General features: G+C 34.5%; 16 protein-coding genes. 6 read left to right on the forward strand and 10 right to left on the reverse strand.

The features are described 5' to 3' along the window. Window positions 1-12 precede the first annotated feature (12 nt). Entirely contained in the window at window positions 13-870 is an 858-nt protein-coding gene (locus ACFS6I_RS14620; RefSeq protein ID WP_132841330.1) for an aminotransferase class IV, read from the forward strand. Window positions 871-1031: 161 nt separating this feature from the next. On the opposite strand, the gene ACFS6I_RS14625 is transcribed toward ACFS6I_RS14620, so the two are convergent. The 4 genes from ACFS6I_RS14625 to ACFS6I_RS14640 all read right to left on the reverse strand — a co-directional run bounded on the left by ACFS6I_RS14625 (window position 1032) and on the right by ACFS6I_RS14640 (window position 5254). Further along, window positions 1032-2459: an amino acid permease gene (locus tag ACFS6I_RS14625; protein WP_346581833.1), complete on the reverse strand. Its 1428-nt coding sequence runs from the start codon at window positions 2457-2459 to the stop codon at window positions 1032-1034. Between the two features lie 281 nt (window positions 2460-2740). Continuing rightward, window positions 2741-2908, reverse strand: coding sequence for a FeoB-associated Cys-rich membrane protein (locus ACFS6I_RS14630; RefSeq protein WP_021191178.1), 168 nt, complete (start codon window positions 2906-2908; stop codon window positions 2741-2743). A gap of 6 nt (window positions 2909-2914) precedes the next feature. After that, entirely contained in the window at window positions 2915-5014 is a 2100-nt protein-coding gene (gene feoB / locus ACFS6I_RS14635; RefSeq protein WP_380921712.1) for a ferrous iron transport protein B, read from the reverse strand. Then, the gene (locus tag ACFS6I_RS14640; RefSeq protein WP_021191175.1) at window positions 5015-5254 is read right to left on the reverse strand and encodes a FeoA family protein; all 240 of its coding nucleotides are present in this window, start codon (window positions 5252-5254) and stop codon (window positions 5015-5017) included. 106 nt (window positions 5255-5360) lie between these two features. Here ACFS6I_RS14640 and ACFS6I_RS14645 point away from each other — a divergent pair, with 106 nt between their 5' ends. Then, window positions 5361-5837 carry a MarR family winged helix-turn-helix transcriptional regulator gene (locus ACFS6I_RS14645; RefSeq protein WP_021191174.1) on the forward strand — a complete coding sequence of 159 codons (477 nt, stop codon included), beginning with the start codon at window positions 5361-5363 and terminating at the stop codon, window positions 5835-5837. Here ACFS6I_RS14645 and ACFS6I_RS14650 read toward each other — a convergent pair. Beyond that, window positions 5834-6652: a ZIP family metal transporter gene (locus tag ACFS6I_RS14650; protein ID WP_380921714.1), complete on the reverse strand. Its 819-nt coding sequence runs from the start codon at window positions 6650-6652 to the stop codon at window positions 5834-5836. The two genes, ACFS6I_RS14645 and ACFS6I_RS14650, sit on opposite strands and share 4 nt — an antisense overlap. Next, a complete protein-coding gene (locus tag ACFS6I_RS14655) occupies window positions 6649-7233 on the reverse strand; it encodes a phosphatase PAP2 family protein (RefSeq protein WP_021191172.1) in 585 nt (194 codons plus the stop codon). Before ACFS6I_RS14655 ends, ACFS6I_RS14650 begins: the two co-directional genes overlap by 4 nt. Before the next feature lie 203 nt (window positions 7234-7436). On the opposite strand from ACFS6I_RS14655, the gene glmM reads away from it, so the two are divergent. Further along, window positions 7437-8819: a phosphoglucosamine mutase gene (gene glmM / locus ACFS6I_RS14660; RefSeq protein ID WP_021191171.1), complete on the forward strand. Its 1383-nt coding sequence runs from the start codon at window positions 7437-7439 to the stop codon at window positions 8817-8819. Between the two features lie 68 nt (window positions 8820-8887). Here the strand turns inward: glmM and ACFS6I_RS14665 are convergent, their stop codons facing one another. After that, window positions 8888-9571: a potassium channel family protein gene (locus ACFS6I_RS14665; RefSeq protein ID WP_380921717.1), complete on the reverse strand. Its 684-nt coding sequence runs from the start codon at window positions 9569-9571 to the stop codon at window positions 8888-8890. Between the two features lie 3 nt (window positions 9572-9574). Then, window positions 9575-10972, reverse strand: coding sequence for a TrkH family potassium uptake protein (locus tag ACFS6I_RS14670; RefSeq protein WP_380921719.1), 1398 nt, complete (start codon window positions 10970-10972; stop codon window positions 9575-9577). Between the two features lie 206 nt (window positions 10973-11178). Between ACFS6I_RS14670 and ACFS6I_RS14675 the strand changes: the two genes are divergently transcribed. Continuing rightward, window positions 11179-12474, forward strand: a complete 1296-nt coding sequence (locus ACFS6I_RS14675) for a DUF389 domain-containing protein (RefSeq protein ID WP_380921721.1) — start codon at window positions 11179-11181, stop codon at window positions 12472-12474. Window positions 12475-12634: 160 nt separating this feature from the next. On the opposite strand, the gene ACFS6I_RS14680 is transcribed toward ACFS6I_RS14675, so the two are convergent. Together ACFS6I_RS14680 and ACFS6I_RS14685 are read right to left on the reverse strand one after the other, a co-directional pair. Further along, the gene (locus ACFS6I_RS14680; RefSeq protein WP_380921723.1) at window positions 12635-14656 is read right to left on the reverse strand and encodes a BCCT family transporter; all 2022 of its coding nucleotides are present in this window, start codon (window positions 14654-14656) and stop codon (window positions 12635-12637) included. Between the two features lie 253 nt (window positions 14657-14909). After that, window positions 14910-16232 (reverse strand): mechanosensitive ion channel family protein, encoded by a 1323-nt coding sequence (locus ACFS6I_RS14685; RefSeq protein ID WP_380921725.1) that lies wholly within the window; start codon window positions 16230-16232, stop codon window positions 14910-14912. A 160-nt stretch (window positions 16233-16392) separates the two neighbouring features. On the opposite strand from ACFS6I_RS14685, the gene ACFS6I_RS14690 reads away from it, so the two are divergent. After that, window positions 16393-17022 (forward strand): hypothetical protein, encoded by a 630-nt coding sequence (locus ACFS6I_RS14690; protein WP_380921727.1) that lies wholly within the window; start codon window positions 16393-16395, stop codon window positions 17020-17022. A gap of 3 nt (window positions 17023-17025) precedes the next feature. Next, entirely contained in the window at window positions 17026-17508 is a 483-nt protein-coding gene (locus tag ACFS6I_RS14695) for a YdeI/OmpD-associated family protein (RefSeq protein WP_380921729.1), read from the forward strand. Window positions 17509-17623 lie beyond the last annotated feature (115 nt).

Genomic DNA, 17623 nt, shown 5'->3' on the forward strand with positions numbered 1-17623 from the left:
ATTTATACTTAAATGCCAACAACATATATCAATTTTAACGGTAATATTTTACCTGAAGAACAAGAGATATTCTCTATTGAGAATAGGGCAGTACGTTATGGCGACGGCTTGTTTGAAACGATGCTGTTTAAAGATGGTGAGATCAGATTCCTAGCTTTCCATATGGAAAGGTTGCAAAAAGGGATGCTCGCTTTACATTTGGAAGATGCAAATCTTTATGATGAATTTTTCTTTCGTTCTAAAGTAGAGGAACTGATACGGAAAAATAATATGGTCGGTCAGCTTGTCCGGATACGCTTAACTGTTTTTAGAAATGGGGGCGGATTGTACAGTCCACATTCAAATAAACCTTCGTACGTGTTTCAGGTTGCGAAACCTGAACCTAATCTGAAGGATAAAAAAGTAGGTTTAATTGTTGATTTGTATACCGAGTATAAAAAACCATTTAGTGATTTATCAAAAATTAAATCACTAAATTCTCAAATTTATGTTTTAGCTGGAATTCACAAGAAAAAAATGGGTTTTGATGATGTTTTATTATTGAATCAAGAAGGATTTTTATGCGAAGCATTGAGTTCAAATATATTTGTTCATTACGAGAAAACGTTATATACACCTGCTCTTTCAGAAGGCTGTATTGAAGGTGTTATGAGACGTGTTGTGATCGACATGGCCATTGATGAAGGAATAGAAGTAGTAGAAGCTCAGATAAGCCCACAGATCATGAAAGAAGCAGAAGAGATATTTCTCACGAACGCTGTTCAAGGGGTACAATGGGTCATGGGTTATAAACAAAAAAGATATTTCAATAAAATTTCCAGAATATTGCAGAATAAATTGCAAAACTGGAATTATAACGATCCTGAATAAATTAAAGTAGAAATTCAATAAAAAGCTTCTAAACGGTATTACTGTTTAGAAGCTTTTTTATTTATGTGATGATTACAATTGAAAAGAGTGGTGATCAATTTGGGAATCATTCCTATACATTTTAAACAAATATAGCGTTCAAAAGTATGAACGCTATATTTTTATTGTTTGGATTTGTTTCTTTTCACTAAAAGATAAGATAAATAAAGAAGGACCATCCATATCGGAATTAGTTCAACAGGTACTTTCATTCCTGTTATCCACATGATAACCAATACGGCTACTAAAAATAAAATACAGATGTAATTACTGATCGGAAAGAGAAAAGATGGAAATTTTGTTTTTACATGCCTACGGACTTTATCCTTTTTAAAGTAGAAGTGTGTCACGGTGATCATGACCCAATTAATAATGAGCGAAGAAACAACTAACGACATTAATATTTCTAATGCATCCTGGGGCATAATTTTATTAATAACAACACAGATAGCTGCAAATAATGCCGAAACTAAGATGGCATTGACAGGAACATGGTTCTTACTTAATTTGTTTAGAAACTTCGGGGCATTGCCCTGACTTGCTAAACCATATAGCATACGGCTATTGCTATAGACACTACTGTTATAAACGGATAATGCTGCTGTTAATACGATGAGATTTAACACATTGGCAATTAAGCTTGTCGCGTAGATGGTTTTACCAAATAGGGTAAACTGAAAACTTTTCAAAGAGTCAAACACCGTTACAAAAGGACTTGTATCTGCCGTAATCTGTTGCCAAGGCGATAGGGAGAACAAAACAATAAGGGCGCCAACATAAAAGATAAGAATTCTATAGATCACCTGATTTGTCGCTTTGGGTATATTTTTTTCAGGGTTTTCGGCCTCTGCGGCGGTGATGCCGACTAATTCTAAGCCACCAAAAGAAAACATAATCAAAGCTATCGCGGCAAGTAGACCTTCGTACGTGCCATTACTGCTTTGGGATAGCCAGCCTTTTGGGAAAAATCCCCCGTCATTATAAAGATTACTGATCGAAGATTGTGGGCTGCCTGTACCACTGATAAGCAAATAAGAACCAAACAAAATCATGGCTATAATCGCGGCTACCTTTACTATAGAAAACCAGAACTCGGCCTCTCCGTAAACTTTTACAGAAGCTAGGTTTAGCCCATTAATGATAAAAAAGAAAAACAGACTGGAAGTCCAGAGTGGTATTTCGGGCCACCAAAACTGCACATAAACACCGATAGCAGTTAGCTCTGCCATGCTTACCAATATGTACAACACCCAATAATTCCATCCTGAAGCATAACCTGCAAAAGATCCTAAGTATTTATTGGCAAAAAAGCTAAAGCTCCCAGAGACGGGTTCCTCTACAACCATTTCGCCTAATTGGCGCATGATAAAGAAAGCAATGATTCCTGCTAAAGCATAGCCCAAGATCACAGATGGGCCCGCTAAAATAGCAGCCTTACCGATACCTAAAAATAGGCCTGTTCCAATAGCACCGCCTAAAGCAATCAGTTGAATGTGTCTATTCTGTAGACCTCTTTTTAATTCGTTATTTTGTTTTGGATTTTGATCCACGTAATTGTTTTTTATAAAGTTAATATACGGGCTGATATTATTAGATAGGACTAATATAGTTTTTATCTATCAATAATTCGGCATTGTATTGATGTTAATACGAGCTAATAACAACTAATCAAAGCTGAAGGGTAATTTTTTATTATTTAGCAACAAAAATAACTTTTCTATTTCAGCTCCGAATGGAATACAAAAACCGTTGACATCGAACATGACAACGGTTTTTATTTTTAATACTCAGTATATATTATACTAAAGAATGATCTCTAATTTGAATGTGATTACAGATTATTTTTTTGTTGAACTTTCGGTTGCGTCATATCACAGCCACAACCTTTACCACAACTTTTTTTACCTTTGAATGAAGCACGCATCGTTTTTGAAAAGTAGATTACCGCTGCGATAATGATTACTCCAACGATGATGTATTGAATAGTTAAATTCGTCATAATATTTTATTTTAATGCTTGATAGGCTATTAAAGCTGCTACATAAGCTAAGCCTGTCATAAATCCTACTTGAATTAAAGTCCATTTCCAAGATGCTGTTTCTTTTTTTACAATTGCTATTGTACTCATACATTGCATTGCGAAGGCATAAAATAGTAAAAGGGAAACACCTGAAGCAAGATTATAGGCAGGTAAACCTGTATTTCTGTTTACCTCAGCTCTCATTTTACTTAAGATTGTTCTTTTAGAAGCATCATCTTCAATATCTGCATCATCACCAATGCTATAAACGGTAGCCATTGTTCCAACAAAGACCTCACGCGCTGCAAATGATGATATTAAGCCAATTCCCATTTTCCAATCATACCCCAATGGTTCTACAATAGGCTCAATTACCATGCCCAGATATCCTAAATAGGAGTGTTCCACCTTATAAGAAGATATTTCATGATCGAGATCTTCTTGCGATAGCGACGGATTATTCTGCGTTACAATTTCTTCTGCATTTTTAAATTTATCACCAGGACCAAAACTTCCGAGCGCCCAAAGTATGACAGATATGGCTAAGATAATTTTACCTGCGCCAAAAACGAAACTGGATGATTTGTCCCAAACATTTAAAAATAAATTTTTCCAGTCCGGGAATTTATAAGTTGGTAATTCGAAAATTAAGAAAGATTTATGTTTTGTCTTAATAATTTTATTCAATAACCATGCTGAACCAAGAGCCGCTAAAATGCCCAGAATATAAAGCGCAAATAAGATAATCCCCTGAATATTGAACCCAAGAAATTTAGTGTCAGGAATGACTAAACCAATGATAACAATGTAAATTGGTAATCGTGCAGAACAGGTCATAAACGGTGTTACTAACATCGTAACCAAACGTTCTTTACTATTTTCAATGTTTCGTGCAGACATTACAGCAGGAACAGCGCAAGCGACACCTGAGATCAATGGAATGACTGATTTACCATTAAGTCCAAAAGGTCTTAACCAGCGGTCCATTAAGAATACTACACGGCTCATATAGCCTGTTTCTTCCATCAATGATATAAAAATATATAAGATCACAATTTGGGGAACAAAAATAACGATACCGCCAATTCCCTTAATAATACCATTGGATAATAGATCTGGAAGTGGTCCTGCAGGTAAGACACTCTGCACATAAGCCGCTAAATCGGCAAATTGCGTATCAATGAAATCCATGGCTGGTCCAGACCAGTTATAAATACCCTGAAATATCAAAAACAGAACCCCAAAGAAAATCAGATAACCTAAAATAGGGTGTAGTAAGATTTTATCAATACCATTCGTAACACTCTTCGAATCGATATCTTTTGATACGATTGTACTTAATGCATGTTCTAAATTCTTATTACGCTGAATGGATTCTTCTTTTTGTAATACCTGTGGAGTTAGATTATGCTGTTTTCTAATACTTTCTAGAGCATTATTTTTTTCCTCCGATAGAAATTCTACGTTACCTTTTGCTAAATACTGCCATGTATTGTACTCGTGTTCCAGAGGGAATAGTTTTTTTGCTTCCTCAACAGGTGTAACATATTGTGCGGGAATACTAAAGTTTCCAATATATAGTGGTGGAATTGAATCAAAAGCTTTGATCAATTTGTCAATTCCCTCACCATTACGTGCATTTGTTAAAAAAACTTTAGTCTTTAATAGAGATTCCAATTTTGGAATATCAATTTGAATACCTTTTGTAGTTGCTTCATCAATCATATTGATGACAAAAATGGCAGGTAATCCAAGTTCTCGTGCTTGTTGATAGAGAATAATTGATCTCTTTAAGTTGGACGGTTCACCGACAACAACAATTAAATTTGGTTTAAGCTTGTGTTGTTGATCGACAAGTATATTGAATACAACTTCTTCATCCAAAGAGTTTGGAAATAAGGTGTAAGTACCGGGTAAATCAATGATTTTATATGTTTTATTGTTTGCCGTTAACGAGCCTTCGCGTTTCTCAACGGTGATACCGGGATAATTTCCAACTTTCTGATTGAGTTTCGTAATACGATTAAACAGCGATGTTTTACCCACATTTGGATTCCCCAAAAGTGCAATAATAGGATTGTTCATTTATTTTGGATCGATAATGATTACTTTGGCTTCAGACTTTCTGATAGCAATCAATGAGTTACTAGCAATTATATTTAGACAGATTGGACCGTTTAAAGGGGCAATATGTTTGACTTCAATTTCGGTTCCGGGAAGGAATCCCATTTCATAAAATTTAGCGGGAATATCATTCGAATTCAAATCAACTATTATAGCTTTTTGTCCCTTTTTAAGCTTGTCTAAACTAGATTTATCGCGCATTATTTCTCTTAATATGTAATTTTCAAATATATGAATTTTATCTGATTTAGAATGATTCTAATGTAATTCTTATGCATTTATGATAAATATGTGATATATTTAAATTATGAAAATTGATGAAGCCATACAAGTGAAAAAATTTAGTACGGAGTGGCAACGTGCCACTGTTAACCTATTGTACACAAGTAATTGGGTAACTGCAGTTTTGGAGAAGAGGGCAGAACAAAAGCAAATTACATTACGTCAATTCAATGTGCTACGGATATTGCGGGGACAATTTCCGAAACCGGTTACTAATAATTTGATAAAATCTAGAATGCTGACGAATACGCCTGATATTTCGAGGTTGATAGACCGATTGGTTTTAAAAGGACTAGTCGATCGCTGTAAGTCAAATGAAGATAAACGTGCAGTCAACTTATTAATAACAGAATTAGGGCTTAAAATTCTCGAAGAACTAGAACAAGAAATGCTTCTGAGTGATATTCTCCCGAATCATCTATCGGAAGCTGAATGTACCCAATTAAATGAACTCTTGGATAAATTTCGAGGAAGTTTAGAACCTGAAACCAAAACTAATTAGTGATCATGATGGTCATGGCTGTGGTCATGACCATCATGATTGATTTCTTGCATATCCTCTGAAGAAGAATGGCTGTGATCGTGGCCGTCAAATAAAAAATTCATCAAAGCAATTGCAACACCGACAAATACGGCTATCATTTTCTTTTTATTGAATTTATGATGATCTGCCGAGCCAGATTCAAATAATATTGTTGTCGATATGTGTAGGAATATACCGATGACAACAGCCATTATTTTATCAAAATACTGTTGAATATTACCAATTTCACCCGTACTTATTGCTTTACTAAAAGAGAATCCCAGAGGTGTCATCGCAGCAAAAACAATTAACAGTGTCGTAATACTCTTTTTAGAAAGATGTGTACTGATCAATAAACTTCCTAATGCAAATGCAGCAGGTATATGGTGGATTGCTATTCCAAAAACCAGCTCTGTTTGATGGGTAGCAGCTAAAGGCATCCCTTCCAAAAATGCATGTAAACATAAACTGATCATAATTCCCATAGGAAAAGCATGATGATGGCCTTCTTCATGATGAAGATGTCCATGTTCGATTCCTTGCGAGAACTGTTCTAGCACCAGTTGGAATAAGAATCCTCCTAATACATATATTCCTAAAATTTCTGCATCTGTAGTACGTGTCTGATAGACGTGCGGTATTAAATGCAGTACCGTGATGGCAAACAGATAGGCACCACTAAATGATAGAATTAATTTAAGTAAATTCGTATTGTTTCTTTTTACAAAGAACACTGCTAAACCACTTGCTAATGCAGAGAAAAAAAGAATACTTACTAAGATGATTGCGCTCATTTCGCTATAACGGGATTAAAGAATTCTGGTTTTAGTTTCTTAAAGATATATCCGGTTGCCATACCGATCAGTATCCCTAAAATTGCTCCACATAAGATATCAAACGGATAGTGAACACCCACGTATATCTGTGAAACAGAAATTAATGTTGCCCATGTGATACATAACCACATCGCATGCTTCCATTTTCTTCTGAATAATGCGATCCAGAAAAATGCTAAAGCAAAATGATTGGTGGCATGAGAAGAGGTAAAGCTAAAGCCTGAACCACATCTCACACGGATATTGACCTCTTCTTTAAATACGATATCATTGCAAGGACGAACCCGCTTAACTGATTTCTTGATTAAGTGAGAAGAGACTGCATCAGAAGCTCCGAATGTAGCTAATGTCATAACAACAATCAGGATGCCCGTTTTACCATATGTTTTAATAAAGAAAATAACTAAAAAGAGGTATAAAGGAGCCCAAGTATATGGATTTCTTAAAATTGGAAGTAGCCAGTCAAATACCGGATTGCTTAATCCCTGATTAATGGCTAAAAAAATTTCTTGATCAATATGTACTATTTGGTCAATCATGTTGCTGTATTAAAGTGAAATTATTTGATAACAGTTCTTCGTGATCTGAATCCAAATGTATAAATAATTTCAATTTGATGCGGATATATATGTAAAAGAAACAATGTTGCAACAAAAGTATGTTAATTATTTCAGAAAAGGAAACGCTTTATTATAAATATTTGGACTATTGTTTTATTTTTACGGAATAAACGTAATTTAACATGACTTTAATTAAATCAATATCTGGTATTAGAGGTACCATTGGTGGTCGTTCTGGAGAAGGGTTGACACCTATCGATATCGTGAAGTTCACGGCAGCTTATGGTAAGATCATTGTGAATCAGACTGGAATTAACAAGATTGTTGTTGGTCGTGATGCACGAGTTTCCGGTGAAATGGTCAGTAATTTGGTTATTGGTACTTTACAGAGTATTGGTGTAGATGTGATTGATTTAGGCTTATCCACAACTCCTACAGTTGAGATTGCGGTTCCTAAAGAAAATGCTGGTGGCGGCATCATCCTAACAGCGTCTCATAATCCAGGTCAATGGAATGCTTTAAAATTATTAAATGCTAAAGGTGAATTTATCAATGACGCCGAAGGTAAGCAAGTACTGGCATTAGGTGAAAGCTTAGATTTTGATTTTTCAGAATTCGAAGATTTAGGAACAGTTCATAAAGATACAAGCTACATGCAAAAACATATTGATGATGTTTTAGCGTTGGATCTGGTAGATGTAGAAGCTGTTAAAAATGCAAATTTCAAAATTGCAGTGGATGCCGTTAATAGCACAGGAGGTTTGTTCATTCCTGCTTTGTTAGAAGCACTAGGAGTAGAAACAATTTATAAAATTCATTGTGAGCCTGATGGTAAATTTCAACATAACCCGGAACCGCTAAAAGAAAATCTTACAGATCTTTCTAAGGCAGTATTGGAAAATGGAGCTGATTTAGGTATTGCAGTAGATCCTGATGTTGACCGTTTGGTTTTCATGATGGAAGATGGTGATTTATTTGGTGAAGAATATACCTTGGTAGCAGTATCAGATTATATTTTGCAACATACAAAAGGAAATACAGTTTCTAATTTATCTTCAACAAGAGCATTGCGCGATGTAACTGTTAAACATGGAGGTCAATATTTTGCGGCCGCAGTTGGTGAAGTGAATGTAGTGACAAAAATGAAAGAAGTTAATGCCGTTATCGGTGGTGAGGGTAATGGCGGTGTAATTTATCCGGCATCACACTACGGTCGCGATTCACTTGTTGGTGTAGCCATATTTTTAACACATTTAGCAAAGTTGGGTAAAAAGGTATCTGCATATAGAGCCGAATTGCCACAATATTTCATGTCTAAGAATAAAATCACATTAACTCCAGAATTGGACATTGATGATCTTTTAGCAAAAATGGAAGCAAAATATAAGCATGAAGAGCATTCAACTATTGATGGATTGAAGATTGATTTTGAAAATGAGTGGGTTCACTTACGCAAATCAAATACAGAGCCGATTATTCGTATCTATTCTGAAGGTCCTACAGCTGAAGCCGCAGAAGCAATTGCACAAAAAATAATAGCTGAGATCGAAGAAATTATTAAGTAATTAATAGCAAAAAACTAAAGAGAGCCTAAAAGTATTTAGGCTCTCTTTTTTATTAATTTTAGTGTAAGTTATTTTAGAAAATCTTTCAGATCTAAATTACTACCGTAAAGTGCTAATATGTCTCCCTCTTGAATTACTGTTCTTGGGTTAGGTATTCCTTGGAGCACAGTGGCAACCATTCTATTTGTTCCGAAAATATTTCTTTGTTCTGTCTTCTTTAGAATGGTGAGAACCAAAATTTTGAACTTTTCTCTAAATCCAATCTCCAGTAGATTTTTCCCAACATATTTAGCGGGTACAACCGCCTCTATAATGCTGTAATTGTCATTCAGTTCAAAAGATTCTAATAACCCGTTAAGGCAAAGTTTTTTTGACCATCGTTCAGCAGTTTCTTGCTCCGGGTGTACAATTTCGTTTACACCAATAGCTAGTAGAACCTTTTCGTGTAGCGAATTGATTGCCCTACTGATCAACCGTTTGACAAAGTGGTTTTTACATAAAGCAGTAGCCATAATATTCGCTCCTTCATTTTCACCTATTGCTACAATAACTGTATCTGTGTTTTTAAGCGGAAGACTCATAAATGCTGCCTCATCTGTAGCATCAATACAGATGGTGTGCGTAATCTTGTCTTTGAGCATATTTACTTTTTCCATACGGTTGTCTACGCCCATAACTTCATTTCCTTGAGCTGTTAATTTCTCAGCGAGGGAAGCGCCAAAACTACCTAGCCCTATTACGATAAATTTCATATTTTATATTATAGTCATTTCTTCCGTCGGATAACGGTAATTAGTAAATTTAATCTTTTTGAATAGTGATACCAATATGGACAGCATTGTGACCCGTCCAATAAACATAATGATGATAATAACCAATTTACTCTCTGTACTTAGATCTTCAGTAATACCGAGTGTTAAACCTACTGTGCTGTAAGCAGAAAAACATTCAAATGCAATATCAAGTAAACTCATTTTAGGGTCAAAAGTTGTTATTAAAAATACGCCCAATCCGATAACCAATAAAGATAGTGTCATAGCAGCAAACGCTCTTCGGATAGTCCGTTCAGAAATTTCGCGTTTAAAAACCTCTATATGTTCTTTTCCTTTAGCAAGTGAAATAAAGTTAAAAATAGCCAATGAAAAGGTACTCGTCTTGATACCACCACCTGTTGAATTTGGTGAGGCCCCGATCCACATTAACAAAATGATCAATATAGTTGAAGAAAAGTGCAATTCATGAAAATTAATAGAATTATATCCTGCAGTTCTTGGAGTGGTAGCCGTAAAAAGAGCAGTAATGAATTTGCCGATTCCTTCATGTGAAGCAAGGGTATTATTATATTCCTTGAAAAAAAGTATAATTGTTGCAATAACAATAAGGGAAAATGTTGTGATCAGGTTAACTTTACTATTGATACTGAGAACTCGGGGTTTATAGTTGTCTTGTCTTCTTTTTGTTAACCGCATCATCAATCTATTTGCTAAATGTTTAAAGTATTTAAGCACATTGATCACTATCGGAAACCCTAATCCACCAAAAACAAATAATAAGATGATGATCACCTGTAAATTATAATTATGTACATATGTTTCTTCCATCAGTCCATACGGTAATGTTGAAAAACCAGCATTGCAAAAAGAAGAGATCGAATGAAAAACTGCAAAAAATATACGTTGTTCCCAATCAGGGATTAACTGAACATTAAGGGATAGATAGATCATTAACGCACCAAATGCTTCTACGATCAATGTAATGAGTAAAATACGTTTTAACATGATAAAAACTTCACCTACTTTTTCCGTATTCATGTAATCTTTGGTGGCTAGCTGGTGTTCATAACTAGAACCTCCTTTGAAGAAATAACTAAAGTAACTCGAAAAAGTTAATATACCAAGACCACCGGCTTGAATAAGTATCATGATTACCGTCTGACCAAATAAAGTAAAATGAGTATTTGTGTTTACAACAACCAGACCCGTTACGCATACAGCACTAGTGGATGTAAATAAGGCATCAACAATCGAGAGGTCTTTATTTAAAGAGATAGGTAGTTGAAGTAATATTGTTCCTAACAATATCAATAACATAAAACTAAGAATAAATAGTTGTGTTGGACTTATTGAGGATCTATTAAATAGTAAATACTTCATTTCATAAATTTGGAGAAAATGCTGAGCAAATTTAAAAAAATTAGTCTAATTGCATATTCTTTTCTGTTTTATTAAAAATACCTTTAATTTTTTTTTATTTAAAGTGCCCTCGTTAATTTAAATATTTTTAAAGTTTAGAGATTATAGTATCTTGTCACTCAATAGCCTTTTTAAGGGAATAAATAAAATCATAAAAAGAGTATAATTTGAGCAAGTTAAAAGATTTTTTAAATCTACATCAGGGAGAGGATCAAAAGGAAAAAGTATTAGAAAATGTGATCGCTAATATTTCATTTCGGGGCGCTAATTTATGGATATTAGCATGTGCTATTGTCATTGCCTCTGTTGGCTTAAATGTCAATTCTACAGCTGTTATTATAGGCGCTATGTTAATATCGCCACTTATGGGACCTATAGTCGGAGCCGGGTTTGCTTTAGGAACTTATGATTTTGGATTATTAAAAAAATCTCTGAAAAATTTACTAATTGCTACATTGGTCAGTTTATTTGTTTCCTTTTTATATTTTTCATTAAGTCCTTTTAAAGAGGCTCAGTCGGAATTATTAGCCCGAACATCACCAAATATATATGACGTATTGATCGCATTTTTTGGAGGTATGGTTGGAGTTATAGCCATCACTCGAGTGGAAAAGGGAAATCCCATACCTGGTGTAGCAATTGCGACAGCATTGATGCCTCCGCTCTGTACGGCAGGTTACGGATTAGCAATTGGTAGCCTATCTTATTTCGGAGGTGCCATGTATCTCTATATGATCAATTGCTTCTTTATCTGTATATCGACTTTTCTTATTGTCAAATTTCTGAAATACCCAAGTGTAAGCTTCTTAAATGAAGGAAAGAAAAAGCGCATTACAAGAACGATCACTTTATTAATTCTAGTCATGATTGTGCCGAGTTTTTATTTAGCATATGCATTATTGCAAGAGAAAAAATTCACGCAGCAAGTTAATATGTTTATCCAAAATGAACTTGTGCAAAAAGGATATACCCTGATTTACGAAAAAACTAAGTTCAACCAACGACCAAAAAAAATTGAGCTCGCATTTTTGGATAAGAAATTCTCAAAATCTGAGTTGATTGATTTAAAAAATAAACTCTTGCTATATAATATCGATAATACCGAACTAGTTATCCGTCAGGATAGTACAGATTTAAAGAGAGATATACTAGCTGAAATAAGTAAACGCTCAGAAAATGTGTCTGAAAAAGATATTGCCATTCAAAATCTTAGAAAAGAGCTGACAACATATAAGTTTGATGATCAGGAGTTAATTAAAGAAATTACAACATTATTTCCAACGTTAACCCCTTTTTCTATTGGAAAGCAATTAACTGTAAATACCGCTGATAGTACCAAGATGGAAACGGTTTTGTTCTATAGTGGAAAAGAAAAATTAGACAACAAAGAACTTTCTAAACTGAGAGATTGGTTGAATATCAAGCTTGGTGGATCTGATATCAAGATTTTGAAAGGGGAATAGCAAAAAAGGAATGGTTTAATTTAGTTATTAACCATTCCTTTTCTAGGCTATCTATAAGAAAATAGAATTCGAAGCATTTCTATCAATAGCATTCGGATTAAAATGATAAATAGTTAGCTTTCTAAATCCATTAATTTTTTATCAGTTTATACTATACGTATTAACCTTGATCTTTTAAATTACTCCCGATGAATATCGCATTTTTCTCATCTGATGATAGCGATAAAAAACGTTCATACTGTTTCAGCACATCACTAATAATTTCGTTTTTCGTAAAATACTGAATGTCATAACCCTCCCGTTCGTCACCAAAATAAGTCATGGGTACATGTGTTTTCATTGTACCAATTTCAGGCGCATTTTCTTCCTCACGTAAAAAGTCTGATATTTTTTCCAGTTGACTTTTTACCCCATATCGAAAATCAGTCATTGCATCGTGCTTTATTTCGATTTCAACAGATGAGGGGCTTTCAGATTTTAAATTTACAGTAGCGACAATCCCTTTAGAACCAAACTCTTCAGCAAGTTCCTGGAAAGCAGGAAACACGGTGTTTTTTAAGTATGCATCTATTGTATTTCGGTCTTTGTAGGACAAAATACGTCCTAACCGCTCTTTCCAATATTCACCGGACCAATTGTTTGTGGAGTGCGAAAATTCACGCGCATGATATTCAGTATCTATGGTAAGTGCTTTCATGAGACAGTAACAAAATAATAGCATAATTATTGAAAAGGGGAGCGCTGTAATTAATGTCATAGTCTGTAAAGACTTTAACCCACCTGCATTTAAAAGCACTAAAGCAAGTATCGCCAGCAATACTCCCCAGAATATATATTGCCATTTAGGCGATCGCGGAGCATTGTTCGAGGAAATGCTATTCATGACATAAATTCCTGAATCTGCTGAGGTTACAAAGAAAATGAAAATTATAAAAATGGAGAGTATATTTGTGATCTGTTGGAACGGGAAAAATTCAAAAAATTTGAAAAGGAGCACATCAGTATCGCTGACCATGGCACTTAATGCTCCATGAGCCTCATGTTGGTCAATCCAGATGGCACTGTTGCCAAAGATAGTCATCCACATGAAATTAAATACAGAAGGTATTATCAATACCGCACTAATAAATTCTCTGATGGTTCTACCTTTGGATATTTTAGCAATAAATATACCTACATAAGGAGACCAGGATATCCACCAGGCCCAATAAAGAATAGTCCAATTGAAAAACCATTGTTGCCGTCCCGGTTCATGTGCATGCGTATTAAATGTGAGATGAAAAAAGGCATTGATATACTCACCTAGTCCCTCTGAAAATGTTCCCAATAAAAATGTTGTCGGACCTAAAATCAGAACAAATAACATTAGAACCAGTGCCGCTATGATGTTGATCTGACTTAGTATTTTAACCCCTTTCGTAACACCGGATGTTGCCGAAAGGATGGCAATGGTCATGATCACAACAACGATGATCACTTGGTATAGAAAATTACTTTCTGGAATTATTCCCAGATGTACTAAACCCGCACAAAGTTGTACGACTCCAAAGCCCAGCGTAGTAGTAATACCGAAGAAAGTACTGCATAAGGCAAACATGTCTACAATATCTCCTGCACGACCTTGTATTTTGTCCTTTAGTATAGGGTAGAAACAACTTCTTAAAGATAGTGGTAATTTGTAGCGATATGTGAAATAAGCCAATGAAAGGCCAACTACTCCATATATCGCCCAAGCATGTATTCCCCAATGGAAGAATGTATATAATTGTGCATCTTTAGCACGTGCAACAGCTGACAATCCTGAAACCGATGGATCTGTATAGTGAGACATCGGTTCTGCTACACTAAAATACATTAATCCTATGCCCATGCCAGCCGCAAACAACATTGATATCCACGAAAAAAAAGAAAACTCAGGTTTAGAATCATTGGCACCAAGGCGAATACTACCATATTTGCTCAATACTAAAAATAGCAGGAAGATCACAAATATAGTTACTACCATAACATATAGCCAGTTCATATTTTCAAACAGAAATGTTTTTAAGATATTGAGGTAGTAATTCGCTCTAAGTGGGAAAAAGCTTGACAAGAAAGTAATACCCAGTATAAAGATGAGACTGGGGAGAATAATACCAGAAACAAAAGTACTTTTAAGCTTTAAGAGATTAGATAATTTCATTAAAGTTTGTGTTTTATTAAAATATTAAGTTCGATAAATAGGGGAAATAGTAATTACTTGTGTTTTTAATGTTACATGTGAACATTTTTACCACATATCTTTTTTAGTAAAAATCGCACAGTACTAAAACCAAATCACTTCAAATAAGTTTTTATTCTTTTCATTATTTTATCACACTCATCTTTTGCATACAGAATTCTCATGCTTCTTTAAAAAAAAATCAGCGACTAAAATAATGAAGAGAGTCACCGTTCTATTGTTTTAGCATTGATGTCGCGGATTTATGTTCTAGGTGCATTCGAACATCATCAGATGCAGGCAATTCAAAGACTTCTAGGTCAAAAGATTTAATAGCTGCAAATAAATGATCAAAAATATCAGACATCGTATCCTCAAAAAATGACCATTGAGTTCCTTTTGTGAACATATACAGTTCTAATGGAAGTCCATATTCATTTGGAGCCAATTGACGTACTAATAATGTTAAATCCTGATGAATATCAGGGTTTTGTATCGCGTAAGCTTTGATGTAGGCTCTGAATAATCCAATATTCGTCATTCTTCTGCCATTTACAAGAACTTTAGGATCCACCTGGTTCTTTTCATTGTATTCTCTTATCTCTATTTCCCTTTTTTCTATATAAGGAGTTAACAGCGCAATCTTTTTAAGTTTTTGAATTTCTTCATTCCCAAGATATCTAATCGTTGATATCTTGATATTGATAGATCTCTTAATTCGTCTGCCACCACTTTCCTGCATGCCCCTATAGTTTTTGAACGAATCACTGAGTAATGTGTAAGTCGGTATCGTGACAATAGTCTTATCCCAATTTTGAACGCGTACATTGTTCAGATTTATTTGTAAAATATCACCATCAACCCCATACTTAGGCATTTCTATCCAATCGCCTACACGAACTGAATCATTAGCCGAAACTTGTATACTGGCTACAAAACCGAGTATGGTATCTTTAAATACCAACATCAAAATAGCCGAAGCAGCTCCCAGAGAAACAAGAAAGGACCAAGGCGAGTTTCCGGTAAGTGCAGAGACAATAAGAGTTCCAACGACAAAAATTAGGAATATCTGCAATACCTGAATATAGCTGTCAACTGGTTTGTCTACAAAAGCTTTGGAAGTCCGCAGGATGTCTCTTGAAGTTTTTAAAAGAGCATTTGCCACACCATAAATAGCGAAGATCATCAGTACTCCGAGCAGTTTTGTCAGGATGTCTATGAAAGATGGGAATCCGATAAATACGTAAGGAAGCACCTGTTGTGCTATGCCTATCAGAATGAAACGGCTTAAATGGATCTGTACCTTATTTTCGAGTAATTTGTCATCCCAATTGTTTTTACTTTTTTTTATAAATGCAGTAACGATTGAATTGAAAAAGAAACGTAAAAGATAGTCTAAGCATAATAAGAGGATAAAAGCGGCAACAATGAGAAAGGCGGCACTCAATAAATGTGCAGATTTATTGTGAGCACCTAATGTTTCTGCAAGGTTAAATGTCCATTGATAAATTGAACTAGTATTCTGTTCTGTGATGTTAATGATGTTTGATTTTTCCATATTAACAAACAAATGTACAAAAAAGAAATAGGAGCGTTTCCGAACTCCTATTGACAGCACTTAATTGTAGCCCGTAAAAGAAATAATTTTTTGATCCTGACATACAGCTGTCTCTAGTCAAATTTACTTTTGTTCCCATGTTAATTAAAAAAGTAAAATAATGATCAGAATAAACAACAACACTGCTAAAACTATGGAATTTACTAGTTTTAAAACGAAACAAAACGTAACTGAAGAGCACCTTTTTGCTTCAGTTAGAGATTTTGAAGTTGCATTATCAAAACAAGAAGGAATTAATGTTCATTTTTTAGTTAGGAATGATTCAAATGATTATGCCAATGTAATATTTGCAGCATCTATGTATCATTTAATACAGTTGAAAAATAATTTGGAACTAATGGTAGAAGCTCGATCATTATTTGAATTGATCGATATACAAAGTGTAAAAATAGAATATCATGAAATACAAAAAGAATATTTTCAAATTCCAAATGATTTTATTTGTATTGAAAAAGGTACTTTTTCTCTAAAAAATATAGAAGATATCACTAGATTACGAGCCATTTCAGATGCTATTGAGGTTGATTATCTTCATAATTTTGATAATACAAAGGCACATTTTGTAGCTACTGTAGATGAGAATAAATATTCGGAAATTACTTTTGGCCAGACAGTTATAGCAACACGGAATATCTGTAAGGGATATGTTGAAGATCCCTCCTGTCAAATTCTACTTGAAATTGCTGATGAGAAAACTTTCGAACTTGATTTTTGGTCTTTAGTTTTATAAACAATGAGCAAGCAAATTCCATTAGTCTGCAAACATTATATTCTCGAAAAATTTAATGGAAAAGGAGGATGGACTTTTGTACGGATTCCTGAAATTGTACCGAGTAAAAACACACCTTTTGGTTGGGTAAAAGTAAGTGGAACAATAGATGATTTTGCGTTCAGCAATTATAACCTTCAATCCATGGGAAACGGAATGATTTTCCTCCCTATAAAAGCACAGATTAGAAAAGTGATTAATAAAAAGGAAGGAGATCATGTGTTTATAGTTTTATACCAAGATAATAGTTCAATAAACATACCAATAGAATTTGAGCTTTGTTTGTTGGATGAACCTGGTATTTTTGACGTTTTTTTAACTTATTCAGAAACCAAAAAGAAAAAGATTATTGAATGGATCTATGCCGCGAAAACGGAAAAAACTAAAGTAGAACGGATCGTTAAAACAATCAATACAATAAATGCTGGAATAATAAGACACCGTTAACTGGTCCAATAAAGTATTCTTATAAGGTAATGAAGTTGTATTGCCTCCTAAAGAGGTAGGAGATTGCGATGATCTCCCTGTTAGTGTTAATACGCTAAAAAAGCCATCTTTAATG

Origin of the sequence: Sphingobacterium anhuiense (genome assembly GCF_042686355.1) — a bacterium.
Taxonomy (GTDB): Bacteria; Bacteroidota; Bacteroidia; order Sphingobacteriales; family Sphingobacteriaceae; genus Sphingobacterium; species Sphingobacterium anhuiense.

What these genes read in the sequence shown, in the direction of transcription:
- ACFS6I_RS14620 (WP_132841330.1), top strand. Translation starts at nt 13, where the DNA reads ATGCCAACAACATATATCAATTTTAACGGTAATATTTTACCTGAAGAA.
- ACFS6I_RS14630 (WP_021191178.1), bottom strand. Translation starts at nt 2,908, where the DNA reads ATGACGAATTTAACTATTCAATACATCATCGTTGGAGTAATCATTATC.
- feoB (WP_380921712.1), bottom strand. Translation starts at nt 5,014, where the DNA reads ATGAACAATCCTATTATTGCACTTTTGGGGAATCCAAATGTGGGTAAA.
- ACFS6I_RS14640 (WP_021191175.1), bottom strand. Translation starts at nt 5,254, where the DNA reads ATGCGCGATAAATCTAGTTTAGACAAGCTTAAAAAGGGACAAAAAGCT.
- ACFS6I_RS14645 (WP_021191174.1), top strand. Translation starts at nt 5,361, where the DNA reads ATGAAAATTGATGAAGCCATACAAGTGAAAAAATTTAGTACGGAGTGG.
- ACFS6I_RS14650 (WP_380921714.1), bottom strand. Translation starts at nt 6,652, where the DNA reads ATGAGCGCAATCATCTTAGTAAGTATTCTTTTTTTCTCTGCATTAGCA.
- ACFS6I_RS14655 (WP_021191172.1), bottom strand. Translation starts at nt 7,233, where the DNA reads ATGATTGACCAAATAGTACATATTGATCAAGAAATTTTTTTAGCCATT.
- glmM (WP_021191171.1), top strand. Translation starts at nt 7,437, where the DNA reads ATGACTTTAATTAAATCAATATCTGGTATTAGAGGTACCATTGGTGGT.
- ACFS6I_RS14665 (WP_380921717.1), bottom strand. Translation starts at nt 9,571, where the DNA reads ATGAAATTTATCGTAATAGGGCTAGGTAGTTTTGGCGCTTCCCTCGCT.
- ACFS6I_RS14670 (WP_380921719.1), bottom strand. Translation starts at nt 10,972, where the DNA reads ATGAAGTATTTACTATTTAATAGATCCTCAATAAGTCCAACACAACTA.
- ACFS6I_RS14680 (WP_380921723.1), bottom strand. Translation starts at nt 14,656, where the DNA reads ATGAAATTATCTAATCTCTTAAAGCTTAAAAGTACTTTTGTTTCTGGT.
- ACFS6I_RS14685 (WP_380921725.1), bottom strand. Translation starts at nt 16,232, where the DNA reads ATGGAAAAATCAAACATCATTAACATCACAGAACAGAATACTAGTTCA.
- ACFS6I_RS14690 (WP_380921727.1), top strand. Translation starts at nt 16,393, where the DNA reads ATGATCAGAATAAACAACAACACTGCTAAAACTATGGAATTTACTAGT.
- ACFS6I_RS14695 (WP_380921729.1), top strand. Translation starts at nt 17,026, where the DNA reads ATGAGCAAGCAAATTCCATTAGTCTGCAAACATTATATTCTCGAAAAA.